General features: G+C 42.7%; 21 protein-coding genes. 7 read left to right on the top strand and 14 right to left on the bottom strand.

All coding sequences use genetic code 11. The features are described from left to right. Positions 1-58: 58 nt before the first annotated feature. Positions 59-2,359, bottom strand: coding sequence for a stalk domain-containing protein (locus tag MHH25_RS15755; RefSeq protein WP_340017482.1), 2,301 nt, complete (start codon positions 2,357-2,359; stop codon positions 59-61). A 232-nt stretch (positions 2,360-2,591) separates the two neighbouring features. On the opposite strand from MHH25_RS15755, the gene MHH25_RS15750 reads away from it, so the two are divergent. The 3 genes from MHH25_RS15750 to MHH25_RS15740 are packed head-to-tail and all read left to right on the top strand — an operon-like array spanning position 2,592 to position 6,254. Further along, positions 2,592-4,055 carry a spore germination protein gene (locus tag MHH25_RS15750; protein WP_340017481.1) on the top strand — a complete coding sequence of 488 codons (1,464 nt, stop codon included), beginning with the start codon at positions 2,592-2,594 and terminating at the stop codon, positions 4,053-4,055. Beyond that, entirely contained in the window at positions 4,048-5,136 is a 1,089-nt protein-coding gene (locus MHH25_RS15745) for an endospore germination permease (protein ID WP_340017480.1), read from the top strand. The genes MHH25_RS15750 and MHH25_RS15745 overlap by 8 nt, the downstream gene beginning before the upstream one ends. Next, entirely contained in the window at positions 5,133-6,254 is a 1,122-nt protein-coding gene (locus MHH25_RS15740; RefSeq protein WP_340017479.1) for a Ger(x)C family spore germination protein, read from the top strand. Before MHH25_RS15745 ends, MHH25_RS15740 begins: the two co-directional genes overlap by 4 nt. A gap of 163 nt (positions 6,255-6,417) precedes the next feature. Here the strand turns inward: MHH25_RS15740 and cls are convergent, their stop codons facing one another. From cls to MHH25_RS15720, 4 genes are all read right to left on the bottom strand, one after another. After that, positions 6,418-7,857 (bottom strand): cardiolipin synthase, encoded by a 1,440-nt coding sequence (gene cls / locus MHH25_RS15735; protein ID WP_253508632.1) that lies wholly within the window; start codon positions 7,855-7,857, stop codon positions 6,418-6,420. A 212-nt stretch (positions 7,858-8,069) separates the two neighbouring features. Then, entirely contained in the window at positions 8,070-8,414 is a 345-nt protein-coding gene (locus MHH25_RS15730) for an S-Ena type endospore appendage (protein WP_036671336.1), read from the bottom strand. A gap of 84 nt (positions 8,415-8,498) precedes the next feature. Next, positions 8,499-8,846 (bottom strand): S-Ena type endospore appendage, encoded by a 348-nt coding sequence (locus MHH25_RS15725; protein WP_156946123.1) that lies wholly within the window; start codon positions 8,844-8,846, stop codon positions 8,499-8,501. A 177-nt stretch (positions 8,847-9,023) separates the two neighbouring features. Then, positions 9,024-9,503, bottom strand: a complete 480-nt coding sequence (locus MHH25_RS15720) for a GyrI-like domain-containing protein (protein ID WP_036671335.1) — start codon at positions 9,501-9,503, stop codon at positions 9,024-9,026. A gap of 105 nt (positions 9,504-9,608) precedes the next feature. Between MHH25_RS15720 and MHH25_RS15715 the strand changes: the two genes are divergently transcribed. Next, positions 9,609-10,583 carry an HTH domain-containing protein gene (locus tag MHH25_RS15715; RefSeq protein ID WP_340017478.1) on the top strand — a complete coding sequence of 325 codons (975 nt, stop codon included), beginning with the start codon at positions 9,609-9,611 and terminating at the stop codon, positions 10,581-10,583. Positions 10,584-10,748: 165 nt separating this feature from the next. Here MHH25_RS15715 and MHH25_RS15710 read toward each other — a convergent pair whose 3' ends face one another. The 6 genes from MHH25_RS15710 to MHH25_RS15685 all read right to left on the bottom strand — a co-directional run bounded on the left by MHH25_RS15710 (position 10,749) and on the right by MHH25_RS15685 (position 17,348). Then, positions 10,749-11,978 carry a multidrug effflux MFS transporter gene (locus tag MHH25_RS15710; RefSeq protein ID WP_340017477.1) on the bottom strand — a complete coding sequence of 410 codons (1,230 nt, stop codon included), beginning with the start codon at positions 11,976-11,978 and terminating at the stop codon, positions 10,749-10,751. Positions 11,979-12,115: 137 nt separating this feature from the next. Continuing rightward, positions 12,116-13,339: a macrolide family glycosyltransferase gene (locus MHH25_RS15705; RefSeq protein WP_076327546.1), complete on the bottom strand. Its 1,224-nt coding sequence runs from the start codon at positions 13,337-13,339 to the stop codon at positions 12,116-12,118. A 70-nt stretch (positions 13,340-13,409) separates the two neighbouring features. Beyond that, the gene (locus MHH25_RS15700) at positions 13,410-14,849 is read right to left on the bottom strand and encodes an MFS transporter (protein WP_340017476.1); all 1,440 of its coding nucleotides are present in this window, start codon (positions 14,847-14,849) and stop codon (positions 13,410-13,412) included. A gap of 122 nt (positions 14,850-14,971) precedes the next feature. After that, the gene (locus MHH25_RS15695; protein ID WP_339176703.1) at positions 14,972-15,259 is read right to left on the bottom strand and encodes a Fe-S cluster assembly protein HesB; all 288 of its coding nucleotides are present in this window, start codon (positions 15,257-15,259) and stop codon (positions 14,972-14,974) included. A 21-nt stretch (positions 15,260-15,280) separates the two neighbouring features. Beyond that, the gene (locus MHH25_RS15690; protein ID WP_017688344.1) at positions 15,281-15,640 is read right to left on the bottom strand and encodes an iron-sulfur cluster assembly accessory protein; all 360 of its coding nucleotides are present in this window, start codon (positions 15,638-15,640) and stop codon (positions 15,281-15,283) included. A gap of 349 nt (positions 15,641-15,989) precedes the next feature. Further along, the gene (locus MHH25_RS15685; protein WP_340017475.1) at positions 15,990-17,348 is read right to left on the bottom strand and encodes an MFS transporter; all 1,359 of its coding nucleotides are present in this window, start codon (positions 17,346-17,348) and stop codon (positions 15,990-15,992) included. Between the two features lie 165 nt (positions 17,349-17,513). Here MHH25_RS15685 and MHH25_RS15680 point away from each other — a divergent pair, with 165 nt between their 5' ends. Beyond that, a complete protein-coding gene (locus MHH25_RS15680) occupies positions 17,514-18,173 on the top strand; it encodes a metalloregulator ArsR/SmtB family transcription factor (RefSeq protein WP_340017474.1) in 660 nt (219 codons plus the stop codon). A gap of 121 nt (positions 18,174-18,294) precedes the next feature. Further along, entirely contained in the window at positions 18,295-18,696 is a 402-nt protein-coding gene (locus MHH25_RS15675; protein ID WP_336757993.1) for an extradiol dioxygenase, read from the top strand. Positions 18,697-18,725: 29 nt separating this feature from the next. Here MHH25_RS15675 and MHH25_RS15670 read toward each other — a convergent pair whose 3' ends face one another. Further along, complete coding sequence (locus MHH25_RS15670; protein ID WP_340017473.1) at positions 18,726-19,904, bottom strand: MFS transporter; 1,179 nt, start codon at positions 19,902-19,904, stop codon at positions 18,726-18,728. Continuing rightward, entirely contained in the window at positions 19,894-20,058 is a 165-nt protein-coding gene (locus MHH25_RS15665; RefSeq protein ID WP_156946122.1) for a hypothetical protein, read from the bottom strand. Before MHH25_RS15665 ends, MHH25_RS15670 begins: the two co-directional genes overlap by 11 nt. 157 nt (positions 20,059-20,215) lie before the next feature. Here MHH25_RS15665 and MHH25_RS15660 point away from each other — a divergent pair, with 157 nt between their 5' ends. After that, on the top strand, positions 20,216-21,103 hold the full coding sequence (locus MHH25_RS15660) for a LysR family transcriptional regulator (protein WP_100527888.1): 888 nt from the start codon (positions 20,216-20,218) through the stop codon (positions 21,101-21,103). 46 nt (positions 21,104-21,149) lie between these two features. Here the strand turns inward: MHH25_RS15660 and MHH25_RS15655 are convergent, their stop codons facing one another. Next, positions 21,150-21,833: a TetR/AcrR family transcriptional regulator C-terminal domain-containing protein gene (locus MHH25_RS15655; RefSeq protein WP_036671320.1), complete on the bottom strand. Its 684-nt coding sequence runs from the start codon at positions 21,831-21,833 to the stop codon at positions 21,150-21,152. Positions 21,834-21,963 lie beyond the last annotated feature (130 nt).

The raw sequence follows: 21,963 nt of genomic DNA, 5'->3' as shown, positions 1-21,963 counted from the left end.
GTCTTTTTTGTCGATGATTAAAGTGCCACCAAACCATTCGTTATAAGAGAAACCTACATTACTTCTCCGATGGGAGTGGTGTAAAGAGCAGATTGACCGGCAGGTTGCTTCCCGGCGCGGCAGAGAATAGAATGGTTACGCTCTCTCCAGTTGACCCGGTGCGGTAAAGCACGCTTTGTTCACTTGAATTGGCAACCGCAACGTTACCATCGGCAATCGATACCAACTGATTGTTCACCAGAGCTACTCCGGAGTACTTCCCTCCACGAGGGTTAAAGGAGATAAGCGTACGTGGTGCAACATTGGTCAGCGTGATTTTGTACAATACGCCGAAATTACCCGCATTGGATGCGTCTGTGTAAGCCATCGGATCTGTTCCTACCAGATTGGGATCGCTTGAATTGTCACCAAGTGGCAGACGGGCAGGTTTGATTCCCACGTGCTCATCGTACTTTATAACGCGAGTCGCATTCGGGTACGTACCACGGTTGTGCACTCCGTCACGATCAAGCACAGGTAGCAATGGCAGAGCTTCGAACGGATCTTTATTTTCTTCCACCAGGATAACGTTATAGTCTAAGGAATAATCACTATAAGCGTCCGAATAGAGAGAGATGACTTGTCCTTCTTTCATCGGCGTTTTATTAAGTTCGGTCAAAATGAGTTTGCTTTCCCCAGGTTGAAGGTACTCTTTCTTTTGATCCGCTCCAGTCTGAATCGACTTGAACCATTTATCAATAGACAATTTCCCAGCTACGGTAGCATACGGAGTAGGTCCGGCAAAGCCCATATTCTGTTGTTCAAATACCGCTGGATTTGGATTGTTATTGGTTGCAATCACATACATTTTTACTCTTTTACCTGTATTGTTCACGTGATGAATCATGAAACGGGTCTGCCCCGAAGATGATTCTTTATATACAATGCCTTCCGTATTCACAGTTTCCGGACTGTTACTGCGGATCAGCAAACTTGGCTCATCCATGTACGTATAAGGCACTTTCTCCATCGTAGTCACTTCACCGCCGTTAAAGGTGAACTTCTGTCCTACCGGCGTGAAGAGTAAATTAAAATCGGTAAATGAATATAAGGTCTCATTGGTTATGGTGATGACTTTGGAGTACGTGTTCGTAGCACCGTGATTGTCAGTTACCGTAAGAGTCACGGTTTTTGGACCCGGTTCAAAGAACGCAAGTGAATTGTTCTCCCACGCCGCTTTAACAATATTATTTTCATCATCTGTACTTTGGTCTGTGTATGTTATTTTTTCGCCCATTTTATACTCTTCTTTATCCGTGGCGAACATGGCTACAGGAGGAAGATTAGGAGCCAAAACTTCAATCGTAGTTGAATAGGGATCGCTCCATTGACCATTGGAATCCTGTACTTGATATGAAATCGTATATGTACCTGCTTGATCAAATGAATCCTGGCGACCAGTCCAGCGTTCGTCAACGATATCCATTCCATTAGGTGAACTGGAAGAAGTCACGTAGTCTACTTGATCACCCGCAAAAATTTCCTTTTGGGAAATGGTAAAGCTTGCAACAGGTTTTGTATTAAGATTCAAAACAACCGTTTTAGCCGACTGATTCACTTTATAGGTGATGTTCAGAGCTTGAGTAATGGAAGTTAACGGCACCATGAATGTACTTTTTTGCTGATAAGCAGGGCCTTTCATCGTTCTGGTCTCTCCATTTACCGTATAGTCCTTGCTGTTAGTTTTGAATCGGAGTTCATCTTCACCACTAATAATGATGGTTTCCTTGGTTTTGTTATCATATTTGACGCCATATCCCACACGGTCAACCAGCGCACGGATTGCAACATAGGATACACCATTTTTTACAGCCATTGGCTGTCCAGCAAGATACGTTTTTCCATCCTGTTCCATTTTGTTGCTATTCATGTACAACGTCAGATTTCCACCTGCTACTGCAGGAGACGTCCCATCAACGGATGGTTGCTCTATCTGAGCAGGCGTAGCTGGCGTTTCAACCTTCTCAGGGGTTTCCTCTTGAACTACAGGTTTTGTACCCGTTTCGTTTGCAGGGGTCTCTCCCCCATCCAATGCAGGTTTCTCGATATCTGTTTTGGGTGTTGCCTCAGTGCCGGTTGAGGTTTGAGTGTCCTTGGCTTCAGTGGGCGGAGTATTGATAGATTTGTTATTGCTCTCCGTCTTCACTTCACGCTCTGCAATCGGCTGCTCTTGCTGTAACACCTCAACTGATTCTACATTGGCTGTGTTTACTGACGCGGTGTCACCTTGCGGTGCTGATTGCGCACTCACAGAACCGACTGCAAATGCTTGGAAAACGGCTAAAGCGGTAAAAATGGATAATTTCTTCTTCATATTCATGTGTTGTCTTTGGCTCCTTCTACTCTCTAGTAATGTATAACCCCTCAAAAAGTCATAGTATTAGACGCTAGATTTAGGAAAAAGTTTCTAATTGAATTGTAAATTATGGATTTTTGTGCAACTTTTTTTTCAATGTTTGGTTATAAGTTCTTTGAATAAGAAGCGCCTATTGCATAATAGTCTTGATTTTGCACAAGATAATCCATGTCGCATTTTATAAAGAGGTGGATCAATGACCCCAACCAATCAGGCTTTTTCTGAATTAAAAATGAATATTTCTTATGTGGAACAGTCCCTCTACTGTACTGACGATTTGAAACAACAACAGCTTCTACTTAATGGTGTACAGAGTGTGCTTCTCTATATCGATTCACTTGCAGATCAGGAGATCATTCAAACACATGTCTTAACAGCATTGAATAGCCAAGCTCATTCGGAAATCTACCCATCGTTCACCACTTTAGAAAGTCGAAAAGATACGGATCTGCAACGTGGAATAGATTCACTTATTCAAGGGAAATGTCTTTACATAATCGATGGGTACCCGGAGTTTTACATTCTTTCTACCGAGAAAATGTATGTCCGAAGCACAACCGAACCGGAGAATGAAGGCGTTATTCGAGGGCCGCACAATGGATTCGTAGAGCAGCTTTCGGTTAATTTGAATCTGATCCGTAGACAAATTATTAGTCCATCTCTAATCGTTCGATATTTTAACGTCGGCGAGAAGACACATACCAAAATTGCAGTTGTATATCTTCAGGACTTGGCCAATCCGGAGTTAGTGAACGAAGTAAAAGAGCGAATCACGTCCATATCTTCAGATATGGTGCTCGCTCCAGGTTTTATTGAAGAGTTTATGGAGGATAACCCCTTCTCTCTGTTTCCCCAGCAGCTCAATACAGAAAGACCTGACCGGGTTATTGCCAACTTGATGGAAGGACGTGTCGCCATACTTGCCGAAGGAAGTCCTTCAGCTCTTATTGCTCCAGTTACGTTTTTTGCTTTTTATCAAAGTCCGGATGATTACCATGGTCGCTGGATTGTCAGTTCCTTTTTACGGTTAATTCGCATGATGAGTTTTGTCATTGCTTTTACATTACCTGCTGTTTATATTGCTACCATCTCTTTTCACTCTGCTATTTTACCGATCGAGCTGGCACACACAATCAAGAAATCATTGCAGAACATCCCCTTTCCTGCACTTGTAGAGGCAATGCTGCTTGAACTGATCTTTGAAGTATTGAGAGAAGCCGGGGTCCGACTTCCCAGCCGAGTGGGCCAGACCATCGGCATCGTTGGCGGATTGGTTATCGGAGATGCTATCGTTCGTGCGGGGCTTGTCTCCTATACAATGATTATTGTGGTTTCACTAACTGCTATCTCGTCGTTTTTGGTGCCTTCGCATGAGATGAGTTCGGCAGTCCGTATTCTCCGCTTTCCAATGATGATTGGAGCGGCGCTTTTTGGATATATCGGCATCGCATTTGGTCTGGTGATTCTAACCATTCACCTCTGTAAGATGGAAAACTTCGGATCGCCTTATTTTGCTCCAGTGGCCCCTTTCCGATTAGCTGACATGAAGGATGTATGGATTCGATTCCCCATCTGGGCGCTTCGCGGGCGTCCTCATGATGCCCGCCCGCGGCGGCTGAATCAGCAGAAGTTCTCTAGGAGTTGGAAAAAACGTGAATAAGGAAACAACAATCACTCGGGGACAATTATTCTTGCTCATTTTGAAATTTGAGATCGGTGTAGATATTCTGTCCCTCCCTTACCGTATACACCTTATCTCTAAAGGCGGTGGGTGGATCTCTGTATTCCTTGGAGGGTTCCTGATCCAACTTGTCATATTGTTATGCTGGCTTTTGATGCGAAGATTCCCGAGTTCATCCATTTATGACATTGTAACGCTGATTACGGGTAAATGGATTGGCAAGTTACTGATCATTGCCTACGTTGGATATTTCCTGTTAATGGGTACTTCTGTTCTGGTGAACGCCTACAGTGTGATTAACCGCTGGATGCTGCAGGATACGCCTCGATGGGCTATATTAGCCCTCTTCTTGTTCAGCAGTATCTATTTGGTTCGACAAAAATTACGAATCATTGCCCGAGTACTGGTACTCATCTCCTTTTTGGTCTTGCCCATGATGGTATTGATCAGTTATGGACTCAAGGAAGTCAATCTGTTATATCTTTTGCCTTTAACCGAAGCAGGATGGCCCAATATCATTAGTGGATCAACCGAAACATTAATGGCTATGTTTGGATTCGAGTTTTTTCTCGTTGTGTTTCCTATGGTTGAAGGTAGCAGCGGTGGCAAACTCAAGTCTGTTGCTCTAGCAAGTGCTGTAGTTGTGTTGTTGTATGCATTCACCGTGTTCATTTGTTCAACGGCGTTCAGCCCCCAGCAACTTGACTTAATGCCTGAACCGGTCATATATCTGCTCCGCTCTATCCCACTCGGAACAATGGATCGGGCCGATTTCCTGTTCCTCCCTATCTGGTTAATTTCCATTTTTGGGGCCATATGTGGCTATTACTATACGGCATCCTATGGTATAAGTTATCTTTTCAAACAAAAACACCATAAAAAAGCGGTGCCTTATGTCGTTCTTGCTTCTTGCATAATTGCCTATCTGCCACAACAGAAGGAAAAACTTGAGTTAATTAGTACGATAGCCAACAGATCGGCATACTTTTTTCTCATGATCCTGCCTCTGCTCCTGTTGGTTCTATCTTATATAATGAAACGAAAAGAGAAGATGATATGAGTAAACGGGGGAAAATCCTCATCCTGCTGACCCTGCTCATGGTGATGACGGGATGTTGGGATCAGGATAGTTTAAAAGATGCAAGACTGGCTAATGCTTCGGCGTTTGACATCACCTCAGAGGGTGAAATTAAACAGACGCTTGAAATTGTCGATGATTCTGAGAGTCAACAAGGGAGCAGCGGTAATGAAGTCCACTCAGGCACCGGGAGATCCGTCCGTCAAAGTACAGATAGAATTCGCGCTAAAGTGACTGGTGATATCCGGTTTTTCAAATATGGGATGATCTTATACGGCAACAAACTCGCACAAAATGATATCTATCCCTACCTGGACGTCTTATATCGGGAACCCGATTACCCAACCTCACATGTGAAAATTGCAATTGTGGATGGCGATGCCGGAGATCTGTTACACCAAAAAAAAGTTGGCAGCATATTGATTGGTGATTTTATTACCAAAAAAATTAAGAGTCTGGAGGAATTATGTATTTTTCCGGAAATGACGTTAGAGACCCTTCTCCCTCCCATGCTGGATCCGGGACAGGATTTTACGCTGCCTTATCTATATAAGGATGGAGAGGAGATTGATGCTCGGGGAATCGCCCTGTTTCATGGGCAAAGGTTCAATGGGAGTCTTACTACCGAACAGGCTCCTCTATACATTATTATGAGTGGGAAATGGAATAAAACAGCGCGTTTTGTCAAAAAGGTCCACCCAGGGCCTTCCAACAACCCGCGGAACTATGTCACTTATGAAGCAAATATCGCACAAATTAAGCGCAAACTCGCGGTAAAGGTAGCAAGTGATAGCCAAATTGATGTGAACCTCCGTATCGAACTTCCAGTAACGATCGTTGAGTATGCAATGAATCATCTTCAGGAAAAAGACACGATTGAACGTCTGAACAGCCAGTTATCCGATGACATGACTCAGGACGCAGAACAAATTATCAAGACACTTCAGCAAAGTGGTTGTGATTCCTTCGGTATTGGCAGACATTTAATTGCCCATTACCCGGACTTATGGAAAAGCCTAAACTGGAATAAAGAATATGCCCAAGTTCGTTTTCATCCGGAAGTAAAGGTTACAATAGTCGGCAGCGGCGTTTTAAATTAATAACATGCTGTCGTACAATTGGGAAAGCTCTCTTCCATTTGGAAGAGAGCTTTTAACTGTTGACTTAAAAAGAAGGATTTGCTAATACTCTAGTCGTTAAGAAGCACTTCAGTGAAAAGTTTTATCGTGCCTGGTTGAGTATAACATCGGCAGTGAAGCTGACCTATAAAATAGGTGAAAGAAGACGTGATATTCCTTCTTTAAATTTTATAATAAGGGACCTGTTTCTATAACGATCAGAAGTAAGTTCTGTACTTAACTGGCTATCTTGATGAAACAATTCTTGAAGTTGTTTCGCAACTCGCTCGTCATATACAATTGCATTCACCTCAAAATTCAACCTAAAGCTCCGGGAATCAATATTCATCGTCCCTACTGAAGCGACTTCTTCGTCTACTACAATGGTCTTTGCGTGTAAGAATCCATTATCATACAACAGAATCTTGGCTCCATAGTCCAATAATTCACCAGCATACGCCCAAGTCGCCCAATATACAAACGGGTGATCGGGCTTATTGGGAATCATAATGCGCAGATCCACCCCGGATAGCAGTGCGATTTTACATGCATCCATAAAAGTGCTGTCAGGAATAAAGTAAGGCGTTTGAATATACACACTCTTTTTGGCATTTACTATAAGCTTGATGTACATATTCTTCAGGTGTTCCACCTGTGAGTTAGGGCCACTAGACACAATCTGAACTGGACTTGAACCATCAAGCCTTGCTGTGTTGAAGGAGTATTGTTCGTAACTTACTTGATCGGATTTGCTGGCGTGTTTCCAATCCAAAATAAACCTGCCTTGAATATGATTAACGGCATCTCCGTGCATTTTAAAATGTGTATCACGCCAGTATCCAAACTTTTTATCCATGCCTAGATACTCATTTCCCAGATTAAATCCGCCAATATAAGCAATCTCCCCATCAATAATACAAAGTTTTCGATGATTTCGATTATTCATACGGAAATTTAATGGCCTAATCAGTGACGGGAAAAAGACCTCTACTTCTCCACCGGCAGAGATCAGTTCTCTGAAAAACTTCAATGAAAGTTTCTTTGAACCAATTTCGTCATAGAGAACTCGCACTTTTACGCCTTCTTTAGCTTTTATAGTTAATTCATCTCGTAATTTCTTCCCTAAGGAATCCGGTTGAATAATGTAATATTGGATGTTAATCTCTTTCTTGGCTTCCTTGATATCAGCAAATAATGAATCAAATTTCTCTTGTCCATCATCGAAGATGAATATCTCATTGTCATTGGTTAGGATTGCATTGGATGATGTGAGATTCAATTGAATCAGGTCAGCATATTTCATGAGCAGGGGGTTGTTTTCCTTACGTTGCTCCTTCAATGTCACTAACTGGTTCTCGACAATTAACTTTAGGGAGTTTCTCTCTTCAACTGAAAGTCCGTAGAAATTTTTCTTTTTAAGGTTACGTCCCAAAAAGAGATAAACGATAAAACCTAAAATAGGAATGAAGTAAAATATCATGAGCCAGGCCCAAGTATAACCAATGTCTCTCCTTTCAAAAAACAAAAATACCGCTGAGAGTAATATGTTTATAATCATAACGAGCGAAAGTATCAGCGTGACCATACTGCTATATCTCCTGCCTTCCATTGACTTTATGTAAATAATAAAAAATGCTTATTACTTAGCTGTTCTCGAATGAAGCCGTCATTACAAAGAATATGATAACATATTTGAGGAATACTAAATCTAGTAAATGATAATCACTAGACATCGAACTAAAAAAAGAATCCACTTCCTATAAAAGAAGGGATTATTTCACATTAAATATCCTATACTTAGAATCTGTAATTCAAAGAGAACGCAATTTTGATACTTGTTGTTCCCGCACCGGCTCCAATGAGACTTATAGAATTAATTGTTGGTGCAGTATAAGATCTACTGCTACCTGGGGCTACGACAAAACCAGGAATTTGAACACCGTCAATAAGCAAAGCAGCGGTGGGTGAAGCCCCCACTCCGTTATTCTCAATTAGAATAGTTCCGTTTATCAGAAACGTTGAGGAATTTTCGTATATAATTGTTGGTGTCCCACCCGTATCTGACAAACTTATCGTAGTACATACGGCATCGTTTACCACCGCTGGAGAAACCGTATTATTACAATTACCAATTTGAGCCATTAATGAACCTCCTTAAAAATACTCTTTCTATAAATATATGTGGGGAGATAGTAGTGGTTCGGGCTAATCCAACTTTGTTTCCATCTATTCCTCATCTTCTTCTCCATTTAGAACCTGATAGTATATATCTATTCCAAATGTACCGCTTGCAATATTGTTTAAGCTCTTTTCAATCTCCACTTCAATATGATGCATTCCGGCACAGCTAAAAGCACAGGTGTTACCCGGTAGAACAGGAAGCGAACACGTTCCTTCATTATGTATTATGTTCAAAAAGACAGATGAATTACTTTGTTTATGATTATAAATACTTACTGTACCATGTACGTTTAAGGTTGAAGATGCTGACCACAGGGTTAAAACCTCTGTTATGGTTGCTGAATTGATATGGAACTCCCCACAAATAGTTGTTTCAGCGAGACGAGTATTCACTCAGACTGCTCCCTTCCATAATTCTTCCTTTCATCTATTTTATTAGTGATCTGCTGTTTTCATGTATGATTATGCTCCTAATGAACAACATAAAAACCGCTACATTAGCGGCTTTTAATAGTACTATGTTCGTGACTTTAAACGATATACGACCGACTATCCAATCTCCCCTGCTCGTTAGTTCCTTACAACAGGAATCCACATTTCACCATATACCAAACCGTTTTTCTCTCCCATTTCAACTGTTGTATTTGGACCGCCAACATAGGCATAATCTTTTTCTACGGGGAGGGCTTGACCAAAGGCAATGCCAGTAAGCATATTATTGAGCGCATCAGCCGTTTCAGCTTCGCCCTTCACAACAAGGTATTCTCCCTTAGGAAATTGGATTACTCTCGTTGCTTCTGGCAGAGATTGTTCTGTCATGACACCAGCATAATGCATCATCTGGTTATTCACTGCTTCGTTTACGGCAAAAATGTAGTCGTTTGTTGCCAGAGACTTTAGTTTGTCCAGGCTTCCATCCTCTTTCACCGTGGACCAAAAATCCGCCTTCTCCTTGCTGATGCCAACATAGTCTGTATAGTCACTCTTAAGATCCGTTCCAATACCTAACACGATAAAGCTCTCTTTTTCTTCGAAGTGATAATTACTCATGGTTTACACCGTCCTCTTTCAATTTTCAATTGATTTGTGTTTTCACTTGATAGGTTTATAATAACCTTAAATCATGTCAGAATATGATACTGTTTAGGGGGCCCAATGAAAAAAGTTGAACGCATTAATACCATCACGCGGTATATCAATAACCGTGCACACTTTACCATCTCTGAAATCATGCGAGAATTTAATATTTCTCGTTCGACAGCCATTCGAGATATCAGAGAAATTGAAGCCATGGGAATGCCACTTGTCGCTGAAGTTGGGCGGGATGGGGGTTATTTTGTCATGAACAACTCCCTCCTGCCCACGGTACGGTTTACCGATAATGAAATCAAAGCGTTATTCATTGCCTTTATGGCGACAAGAAATCAACAGCTTCCTTATCTAAAGAGTCGTCAATCTTTGGCTGAAAAATTATTGGGCCTTATCTCAGAAAATCAGCAAGATGACCTTGTGCATTTGAATCAAATATTGCTTTTTGAAGGGACCAATCCCCATAATCCAGACTTGCTTGATCTATCAGACCTGCCTCACCCTACCTTGGAAAAACTCATCCAAATTCTTCTTATAGAACGTTATTTGTTAGTTACTGTCCAAGAAGAGAAGAAAACAAAGTCCTATCCCATCGTTCTCTTGCACCTTCATCATCAAAAAGGCCATTGGATCATTGAAGGTTTTGACCTGGAGGAAGAAAAAAGACGAATCGTATCCGTTGACAACCTCATCCATGTCGAAGCATACCCGGCGAAAAAAAGACTGAGTACAAAAAAGATTGTAGAACAACTCAAACGAAATACACAGGAAGAAGTTATCAACCTTGTTCTGGAACTTGGTCCAAAGGCAATTGCGCAATTCAAAAAATACCATCCTTTAAAGTTTTCAATTGCCTATACAAATCCATACCAGACTACGGCTCTCCTAAAGGCATTTATGAATGTTCATAACTCAGAAGAGTTAACCGAAATCACCAATTGGTTGCTTTTTCTAGGAGAAGATATCAAGGTGAAGGAGATTCCGGAAGAAGTTCTGGATGCTGTACAAGAGAGATTAAGCTTATTCCAAATGAAGCAGTGAGCATCCCCTCCTCCCTAGTCTCTCCATTATCTAACAATGCCTTACCTGAATTCAGGCTGAGGGGGCAGTACGGAAAACCAAAAAAAGCCGCTGTGTTAGCGACTTGTAATGGAATCATATTCATTCATGTCTCACGCCAATGCTTGGCGAGCTGTTCCTTCTATACTAGAAGTCAGCATTAGACTGGGCATGATTAGGTGTATGCTGCGGGACGTTTTTAACGAGTAGGAAATAAGTAACAATCGCAATGATACTGGTCATTAATAACGTGAGTCCTAACGGGACGGCAGTGTCCTCACCCGCGATGCCGACCAGAGGAGCAACCAGTGCACCCAGAAGAAAAGGAACAACGCCGAGCAGTGCTGCTGCACTTCCGGCCATCTTAGCTTGACTCTCCATGGCAAGTGGGAATGCCGCTGTAGATGTAATGCCGATCGAGCATACGAAGAAGAACAATGGAATCACCAATGCGAAAAGTGGACCATGAGCCAGGGTTACGACCAAAGCAGCCACACTTGCTATTATAGCAAGCCATAGTCCCGATAATAGCAGCGTCTGCTCAGGGATACGTTTGGCCAATCGACCCACGATTTGAGATCCGATGATCAAGCTGATTCCGTTTGAAGCAAATAATATAGCAAATACTGTGGGTGTAACTCCATATATATTTTGGTAAATGAATGGGGTTCCGGCCACATAAGCAAAGACCCCTGCCGTCATGATTCCCTGTGCCAGCATGTAACCAACAAATTTGCGGTCACGCAGAAGCATTCTGTAATTACCCAATTGCTGTTTGAAGTCAGGAACTATACGTCTTTCGACGGGGTGTGTTTCTTTTAAGCTCCACTTTGTCATGATTAATAAGAAAATTCCCAAGAATGAAAGGCAGATAAACACGCCAATCCAGGTTGTGAATGAAAGAACCCCACTTCCCGCGATGGGTGCTGCCAAAGGCCCCAAATTCCCTACAAGCAAAAGCAAAGAGAAAAATTTAGTGAGTTCATGTCCACTATACAGATCTCTAGCTATCGCACGGGAAATGACAATTCCAGCTGAAGCCGCAAATCCTTGCGTGAAACGAAACAAAATCAATAGTCCGATATTCGGAGCAAAAGCACATGCCAAGGAACAAATAATGTAGGCTGCCATACAGATCAACAATGGTCTACGTCTACCGTACGCGTCACTCAAAGGACCCATAACGAGTTGTCCTACACCCAGTCCTAATAAACAAGCAGTAAGGCTAAATTGTACAAGTGATGCCGTTGTATTCATATTTTGTGCAATCTCCGGAAAAGCCGGTAAATACATATCAATCGTAAATGGACCTAATGTAGAAAATAAACCTAGTAGTACTGCAAGTCCAAAAACATTCCAATTCGTGCTCTTCGCCATAATAAATAAAATCTCCAATTCCTTTATAATTTGCAAGCCTAATCGAGTATAAGACATAGAGTTAACTGTAGGTCAAGTCTTAAGACTATTAAAACCAAAAAAAGCCGCTTATTAAGCGACTTTGAATGGAAAACCATTTAAATTGTGTAACTCCCCCGGCCTGAACCCATATGACTCATAATCATTTCAGCGGCTCGCTTGTAACCGCCAGCCTGCCTTAAAGATTCACCAATCAGGTAAGCCTGCCGTCTATAAAGTGAATTGTGTAGTACTTCTGTTAATGCCTCTCTCAAATTAGTTGCATTGAGATTATGTTTATTTAAAGTAATACCCGCGCCCAACTCCTGTACCCGATTGGCGACAAGAGGCTGATCCGATGTTAATGGAATCATCACCATTGGAACGTTATAATATAACGCCTCACTTGTGCTGTTCATTCCAGCATGTGTAATAAAAACATCGGTATGCTGCAACATGTCCAACTGGGCAATGTATGGCTTCACGATAAAATTAGGAGGTATTTGATCAGCCAGCGGCTCCATATCCGTGTATTTTCCTGAAGATAAAACAACATTCACGGGTAGGTCCCCTAATGCTTCAAAGCAAAGCTGATAGAAATCCAAATTTTTATTTAGAATCGTACCCATAGCAATGTACACGGTTTGCGGGTACCGTTCACGAAGCAACTCAAACGAGAAGGTCGGAGCATCTTGACGTGTTATGATCGAAGGACCCGTGAAAATAAAACGATCATCCAGCTTTTCTGCCTGCGGCTGAAAATAACGGCTGGTGTACACGAGCTTTAACTGACCTGTATGTGCCGGAATCTCTTCCATGGCTGGAATACTCACTTGAAGCTCTTCAGCTAACTCCGTTGTGATCTTCATCGTAGCCTCATAAAGCTCCTTCGTCTCCGTCTCATTCAGAACTGAGCTAGATCCCAGAGGCTCCACAAAAGCAAAGGACGCAATCGAGCACACCGCAGGAATTCCCAGTTTTTCTGCAAGAATAGTCCCTCCCCATCCCATCAGGGAATCAAAGATCATATAATCGAACTTTTGATCCTCGATCACCTGTAGCACATTGGGGATGATCCTCCGGATAATACCGCTTACCATCATATAAATGAACTGATAAGAATGCTTGTATTCTTGGGGTTTCAACACCGGATCATGAGAGAAGGCATCTTGTGGAAACGGATAGGTAATGATCTGGGCACCGGTTTGTTCAATTCGGGAACGGTACTCCTCCGTGCACACATAGATGACTTCCTCACCATTGTCTATCAACTGAGTAACTAATCCTAACGATGGATTCACATGTCCTTCAGCTGGAGTAATGACTACTAATACACGTGCCATCTTACCCACCTCCCGATGCAATTAGTCCCCCCGTTCTTCATGATGTATTTAACGACGCGGTCGTCATCCGTTACATGGAGATGTTATCCTTCACTTGGTTGATTGGATGATGTTCTTGATGAACGAGTTTGGTAATTCGTAGTGATGCCAAGAAACTTAACAAGACCCATAATAATTGCAGTGTTAACACGATCAAAACACCTGTCGATATGCCCCACTGTAACGTTTCGGACAAGGCAATCAGAGCGCCACCAACGCCAATGCTTACGCCCATATAGAAGGAATCCACAAATTGCAGATTCGCAGACATTTCTCCCTCTTTCCTGGGCAAGGCATGTTGTAAAGCAATGGCTGCTGTTGTAGGGTTGGCCAATCCAACACCGAACCCTGTAATCATTTGTGAGAGAAGGATGAGTATAATCCCGCCGTCCGTCAAAATAAGAGCCAGGATCACAAGTGCAGTTCCAACGATCATAATCCCAATGCCCGTCATGACCCTACCCTTTCGGGCACGACCTTGATCTCGTGCATCAAGCTTGGCTTGTAACCACGCTGCGGCGGACCAGCTCAGAGAACCTGCTGCTACGATGAGGCCAGCAAGGTCAGCTGATAACCCCTTCACTTCGGTTAGCGCCAAGATCACAAAACTTTCCGTTGTAAAATAACAAGCAACATATAGCCCTCTCGATACCAAAGTAGCAGGCAATCCTTTTTTTACCGAAAAAGTCCCTACTGGCAGCAATTTACGCATTGGTTGGATCATGATGACTAATCCAGCCAAAGTGAGTACTATGCCTTTCCAATCGGTTATCATACCAAGTCCTGTGAGTAACAGCCCCGTTCCAACCGCAAGCAGAATCGCATACATAATCTTTGAGTCGGTTGCTCGCGCTGGACCTGACAGATCTTGCTGAAGCTGCAAATTACGGAAAGAACGGAATGTGAGACTGAGCGCTATTCCAATCAAGGGTAAAACGATCCAGAAAACATATCGCCACGAGATGTAGGAAGCTATAAGCCCTGCTGCATAAGGTCCGATTAAGGTAGGCAGGACAAATGCCATGGAGAATGCGGCCAGGATTTGAGTACGAAGCGTATCTGGATAATGTAACGTCACACAGGTATAAACACATGTGATCAGGGCCCCTGCTCCAAAACCTTGAAGGGCTCTTCCGGCAATAAGCATGTGCATATCGAAAGAAATAGCGGAGACCACAGTTCCTAATACAAAAACACTAAAAGATATCAGCATAGATGTAAAAACACCGCGCTTGTCAATCTGCTGACCCATAACCAAAGTTCCAATAAGCTGAGATAACAAAAATGCGCTGAAGATCCAACCGTATAAATGAATGCCATCTAAACTTTGTGCCATTTTCGCGGCAATCGTTGTGATAGCCAGTCCTTCAAAAGCTACGGTTGCCAGAACCAGCATAATCCCAATTGTAGGCGCCCTGTACTGAGCATCAAAAATCCCAATCTGATTGTTGTTTGTCTTCCACACCTCCATAATTTGATGGGTATTATGGTAAAATAAACCTTTTTACTCCCTGAATATACATGAAGTGTTATACTTTGTAAAGTTAAATGTTTAAAAAGTAAGATTATGGTCTAGAATAGGGTTTCCCATGTTCAATAGGAGATTTTGCTTGAAAATATGCCATGTTCATTACAGTCAATTTGGAGAAGTTCATCCTCCAGGATCCAGGCATCTGTTTTTTCAACAAAGAAATGAAATCCTCCAATGGATTGAACCAATGCGGGATCGACCGGTGTAGCACTCGCATTTATGCCAATTGTAAAAGCATCGGAGCCTCCTCCGACATATTTTGCGTAAATCCTTACATATTGGTCCTCTTCCAATTCCCATTCATTCTTAAATGAATCAATTGCTTGTTCAGATACTACAAATGAAATCATTGCTCTGCACTCCTTCCTACATTAATCACATTTTTTCACTTCGCCACGATAATTGGCCATTCTGAAACTGGCTCCGCATCCACACGAAACTTTGGCATTTGGATTATTCATGGTGAATCCACCTAACATTCCGCTCTCTTCATAGTCAATCTCAAGACCATCAATATATGGAATACTGTTTGCGTGAACCAATATTTTAAATTGCTTTTTATTTAACACAATGTCTTCTTCTGCCTGCTGTTCATCCACGATAAGGGTATAAGATAAACCACTGCATCCCCCTTCATCAACGCCTACTCTAAGAAAGGCATTTTGGATATCCGCACTTGATAAGATCTCAACGATTTTGTCCGATGCTGTATCACTGACCTCAATGATCATCTTTATTCCTCCCGGTGGTATCATTTTGAAATTTGGTATCCCAGTCCATTAGACAGGGTATGAATGCTGCAAGAGCAGCTCCTTTTGGCGTAAGTTCATAAATAATTTGTGTAGGGCGTGTTCGTATTGTTCTTTTGACCAAATGATCATGTTGAAGACCCTTTAAACGTCTGGAGAGGATCATTTCGGAAATGGAAGGAATGTTATCGAATATTTCACCAAATCTCTTCGGGCCTTGAGACAGAGCACATAAAATATGGATCGTCCATTTCGTTCCGATGATGCGATAAGCTGTAAATAGTTTATTCGGATCTTCAGTGAGCAATGGTCTGTACACCCACTTCCTTATTCATCTTCGTGGTGAGATCCGAGTGCTGGCAATGATACTCGTGATGATTAACAAGAGATGGAAACCCATGGCTACAATTAAGCCGGATTGAAGTGACATACCGCCAGCCTGACACACGACAAGAATGGAACCACCAATGCCGATCACTACACCAGGTGTAAAAGAATCTGCAAATTGCAGATTTGCCGAGGTTTGGCCCACGCCTTCTTCCCCCGTTTGGGAAAATGCGACAACACCACTAATCGGATGCGCCAATCCAATACCAACTCCTGCAATGATCTGACCAATAACTGCAATGGTAACGGTCACAACAGGTACCCAAAATACGATGGCAATCCCTATGGCAAGTAACAATACGCCAAGAATAATTCTCATATGACGTCCACTGCCCTGATCTGCCGCATCCCACCGTCCTTGCAGATACGCAATGATACACCAACTTAATGCTGCACTCGCCACAATTAATCCGGCCTGAGAAGGTGTAATTCCTTTCACATCGATTAGAGCCAATACCAAGAAATTCTGTGTACTAGTATAGGCAGCGAAGAACAATCCACGTGTTGCCAAAATAGCTGGCATTCCTCTGAGCAACGTAAGTGTTCCCTTCGGTAGCAATTTACGGAGAGGAAATATCATCAATACCAGGCCAATCACGACTAAAACAAATCCCATAATGCTCGGAAGCCTACTTAGACCAACCAGGAAAATCCCTGTACCCAACGTTAAGAGTAACGCCATCCAAGTGGATGAAGATCCGCTATCCCCTCCCGTCTTCTGCACTTTCAATTTCCTAAAGGCAGGTAAACTAAGCAATGCTGAAACCACCAGCACAGGTAAGATCCCCCAGAAAACAAAGCGCCAGGACCACTGATCTGCGATAACTCCTGCTACATATGGACCGAGCATGGACGGAAGAACATAGGCAGTACCAAATGCTCCAAGAATTTTGGCACGTAACTCATCCGGGTAACTTAACGATATAGCTGTATACACACAAGTCATCATAGCTCCGGCACCCAAACCCTGTAGAGCCCGTGATCCTATCATGGTATACATGTCGCCTGCGGTTGCGGCAGCGATCAGCCCTAGGATAAACAACAGAAGTGCAAAAGTGAACGGTGCTGCAGGTCCTCTTTTATCAATGATTCGACCGACGACCAGCGTTCCGATAATCTGCGCAAGCAGATAGGTACTGAATATCCATCCGAACAGGCTAAGGCCGTTCAAGTCTCCAGCAATTGAAGGAGCAATGGTGGTGACGGATAAACCTTCGAATCCAACGGCCATCACTGACAAAATAATCCCTATGGTTAGTGCAAAATAACGCGGGCTGAAAATACTTTGATGATTAGACGACATGAAATGTGACCTCCAAGAAAATTGGTATGTATACATCGTATCCGGATACTTAGTAAACATTTTTGTTTATAATGTCTAAGCTACAGTTCGGCTTTGACTTTGTCAACATTTTTGTTTAAAATGTAGTTAGTCATGTAGATTCAGTTCGTCACAAGGAGGTGCACCATGAGCGGAAATCAAACCAAAAAAGATGTCTCGACCAGTACCCGGAGAGCAATTATTAATCTGTTAAAAGAGCGCGGGGGAATGGATGTTGTCACTCTCTCCTCTCAGTTTTCGTTATCCGGAATGGCTATTCGTCAACATCTGAATGCGCTAAAAGGAGAAGGGTTGGTTACCACTATGGAAGAGGCCCGTCCCATGGGTCGCCCCACCAAGTTATGGATATTAACTCCCGCGGCTAATCGTTTTTTCCCAAGTGGATATTCCGATTTATCCGTCAGCCTCATCAATTCGATGAAAGAGGCTTTTGGTACTGAAGGGCTGGACAAGCTGCTGGATGTTCGAAATAAAAATATGCAAGAACAATATCTTCAGCATCTTGGTGATTCATCAGGAGTTAAAGAAAGATTGGAGAAATTGGCCGAAATTCGTACCAATGAAGGTTATATGGCCGAGGTTAAGGAGCAGGATGATGGCAGTCTCCTACTCATTGAGAAGCATTGCCCCATCTGTGAAGCGGCCGCGGTATGTACCGGGTTATGCAAGAATGAGTTACATTTATTTAAAACAGTTCTAGGCGATAATGTTCATATTGAACGGGGAGAATACATTCTAGCCGGAGGAAGAAACTGCGTATACACCGTTAGGCAAAATAAGTCATGACCAAAAGAGCAACCTCATTGGAGATTGCTCTTTTGGTTTGGATTTTGAACTGATTATGTAATTTTGAATTGAGGTAGAGTATAGTAAGAGTGTCGAAAATATACTCTAGGAGGCTACTGCCATGTCACAAAAAATCTGGATGAACCTGCCGGTGAAAGATGTTGTGAAATCCACTACCTTTTTCAATGAGATTGGATTCCATGGGGAGAATGTTGGCAATGAGAGAGCTCAGCTTGTCATAGGCTCAACAACGATTCTCCTGTTTCCGGATGCAACGTTTGAGAAATTTACAGGTGCTAAAACCGCAGATACTTCCCATAGCGCAGAAGTGATATTTTCCATTGGTGCTGACAGCAGAGAAGAAGTTGATGCTTTTATTCAAAAAGTAGAGATTGCCGGAGGAAGCATCTTTGGCAAGCCGAGTGAAATAGACGGCTGGATGTACGGCGCGGGATTTGCCGACCTGGACGGTCACCGCTGGAACCTATTGTATATGGATGAGAGCAAAATGCCGAAACGGTAATGTATAACGGCTATCACTACATCCGCCTCTTATCCTTCAACTTTGGAGCCCTCGAATCGGCCAGTCATGGAGATTCTGAAGTAATTCGTTACGATACTAAAGATAAGGAACATGATTCCTCCAACTACAATATATTGTGTACTTATTCCAGTTACGATTAGTCCACATACACTAGCACCAAGTGTTGTTCCCAGGTTGGAAGAGGTTAGAAAGATCCCATTCGACAATTCGGGTGCCTCTGGTGCTGCCGATACCACCCAATATTGAGTGATATTGCCTCCTATGCCTCCTATGGTCCCCCAAATGAAAATAAGGAAGGCTGTTGGTACACTGAATTGTCCGAAGGTGAACAACAAGATGTATACCGTTATTAATGCAATGGGATACATCTTGATCGTTCTTAAAGGGAAATTAGCGAGCAGTTTCCCTGCTATCATGTTCCCAACCATATTGGCCAAGCCATATAGAAATAACAACACACTGACGGTGTTCCACTCATATCTTGTCACGGTTTTCAGAAACTCGGCAAGGTAACTATAGACCCCAAATACAGCTCCGTTCATGAAAATCACGCCAGCAATGGATAGCCACATCACGGATCTTCTCAATACATACAGATGAGTACCCATAGAGATTCTTTTCGTAACTGGCATTGAGGGCACAAAAAGAAGTGTTGATACAAATGCAACGATCGTTACGGCGGCAAAGAACAACATCGCATAGAACAACGATGTGCTGGTGGCAATCAAGCTCGAAAGGGGTACTCCAAGTACCATGCCTGCCGACACGCCTACAAATACTTTAGCCACTGCCTTCGGCGCTTCTTCCTTGGGGACTGACGCCGCTGCGACCGTAAATGCCAATGAGCAATAGACCGGATGGAAAAAAGCCGGAACGACACGTGCAATGACCAATACCGTAAAGTTTGATGTGATGGCGGAGACCAGGCTGCCCACAATAAAAATGCCAAGTACAAACAACATGACATGCTTGCGGTTCATGCCCGAAAATAATAAGGGCAAAATGGGGCCAGATATAGCAACCGCAAGCGCAAAAAGACTCACGATCAAACCAGCGGTTGAGATACTGACCTCGTAATGTTCTGCAATCAAAGGCAAGATTCCGATTACGCCCATCTCCGTATTTAAAATACTGAATACACCAAAGGTCAGAATGAATACAAGCAGGTGATTTCGTTTAGTTGTCATATGCCATGGATTTAGAGAGATCCCGGTAAGCATTGATCTCTGTCTGAAGGTTGGCAATTTTCTGCTCTGCATCAGCAGTTAAAGCAGCCTTAGCAATAGTTGTGCCCATACCTCGACCAGCGCCATTGATAAACCATACTTTTGTCTTATCCATATCATTCATTCCTTTCAATTTCTTCTCCAGTTGCCTTGCTTTTTAGTTTAGCGTTTTTACACCACATAGCAAATACTCATATCTTATAACAAGTTATGCTTGAAAGGCATTTCTGTAAGGTTTATTGTAGAATATAAAGGATAAAGGAGGAGTTACGATGGAGATTAGAGTATTGCGTTATTTTCTTACGGTCGCCAGAGAAGGAAGTATTACACGCGCTGCTGATTTCTTGCATGTTACGCAGCCCACCTTGTCCAGACAATTGAAAGACCTCGAGCAAGAGTTGGGAAAGAAATTATTTATTCGCAGTAGTTACAGTATTGTTCTCACAGATGAAGGTATGCTTTTAAGAAATAGGGCTGAAGAAATTGTGGGTATGGTCGATAAATTAGAGGCAGAATTTGAATCCATGGAAGAAACCATAAGTGGAGATATTTATATAGGCGGTGGAGAAACGGAAGCCATGAAACAGATTGCAAGAGTGGCAAAAGAAGTTCAGAATAAATATCCCAATATACGCTATCACCTATACAGCGGCAACGAAGATGATGTAACTGAGCGGCTCGACAAGGGGCTCCTTGACTTCGGTATTCTAATCCAGCCAGCGGATGTCTCCAAATATAACTATATCAATTTCTCCGACAAGGATGTTTGGGGAGTGGTCATGAGAAAAGAAAGTCCACTCGCCTCCAAAGATACGATTCGATCTACAGATTTATTACATGTTCCACTGATCTGTTCACGACAGTCAATGAAGCAGACATTTTCAAAAAATGAGTTTGCGGACTGGTTTGGCGAAGATTTTGACAAATTAAACGTCGTTACTACATACAATCTTGCATATAATGCTGCCATTATGGTTGAAGAAGGCATTGGTTATGCATTAACACTAGATAAAATAGTGAATACGTCCAGTGAAAGCGATCTTTGCTTCAGACCTCTAGAGCCAAGACTTGAATCTGGCTTAAATATCGTTTGGAAAAAACATCAGGTCTTTTCGACTGCTGCGGATTTGTTTTTAAAAGAAATTCAGGCTAAATTTTAGACTGATAAAGGGATTAACGTGAGTACAAGAAGAAACCCACCGGAGTTTAATTCTCGGTGGGTTTCTTTATGACTTGTTCAATCCCGAGCAAAATAAGCTTCAAGCCGAACTCGAAAGCTCCGTCGGTTCCCATCACCTCAAACAGACCGTTCTTATACATCCTGCTAAAGAGTCCAGCTTCCTTCTCACTCATAGAATCCAGAAGGTGGATCATCTCTTCACCCTGAAGTGCTTCCTGGTCCTTAATAACAGCAGAGATATTGCGCTGATGCTGATAATCATCCAGAACGAAATAGAATACATAGTTGACCAGTGTAAGAACGGCTTGTAATTTCTGCTCTTGCTCTAGCGGTGTTGATTCCATGCAGAGCAACATGCGGTTGGTGAAGCGGATCATGTCCGGTTCATGGGGCAACGTCATCATCATGAGCTGTGTGGAGCACGGGTATCTGCTGAGCACACTCCGTACCGTCACCGCAAGCCCCTCCATCTGCTCCTTCCAGTCCCCTTCAGTATGAAACTCGTCCAGAATAATTTTCGATATCTGGTTGGCCAGACGCTGGTAGAGCGTCTGCTTGCTCTTGAAGTACCAGTATAGAGATGGAGCCTGAATCCCCAGCTTGTCTGCCAAGCGTCTCATGCTGAATTTCTCGATGCCCTCTTCCCCGAGAAGCTCCCACGAAATTTCCAAAATCTTATCTTCCGAAATCTGAGGCTGTTGTTTTTTCATCGGTATCCGCCCTTTAATCTAACAGTGTAAGTTTATGCTTTACAGGTTCATAAGTTCATGATAACATCTAACACTGTAAGGCTCAATCTAACGGTGTTAGATTAGATCAATATTAACGAAGAAAGTAGTG

The sequence above is a fragment of the Paenibacillus sp. FSL H3-0457 genome (assembly GCF_037981725.1).
Classification (GTDB): Bacteria; Bacillota; Bacilli; order Paenibacillales; family Paenibacillaceae; genus Paenibacillus; species Paenibacillus amylolyticus.
The sequence above is the reverse complement of the archived record's forward strand: the minus strand, read 5'-3'. Positions and strand labels throughout refer to the sequence as shown.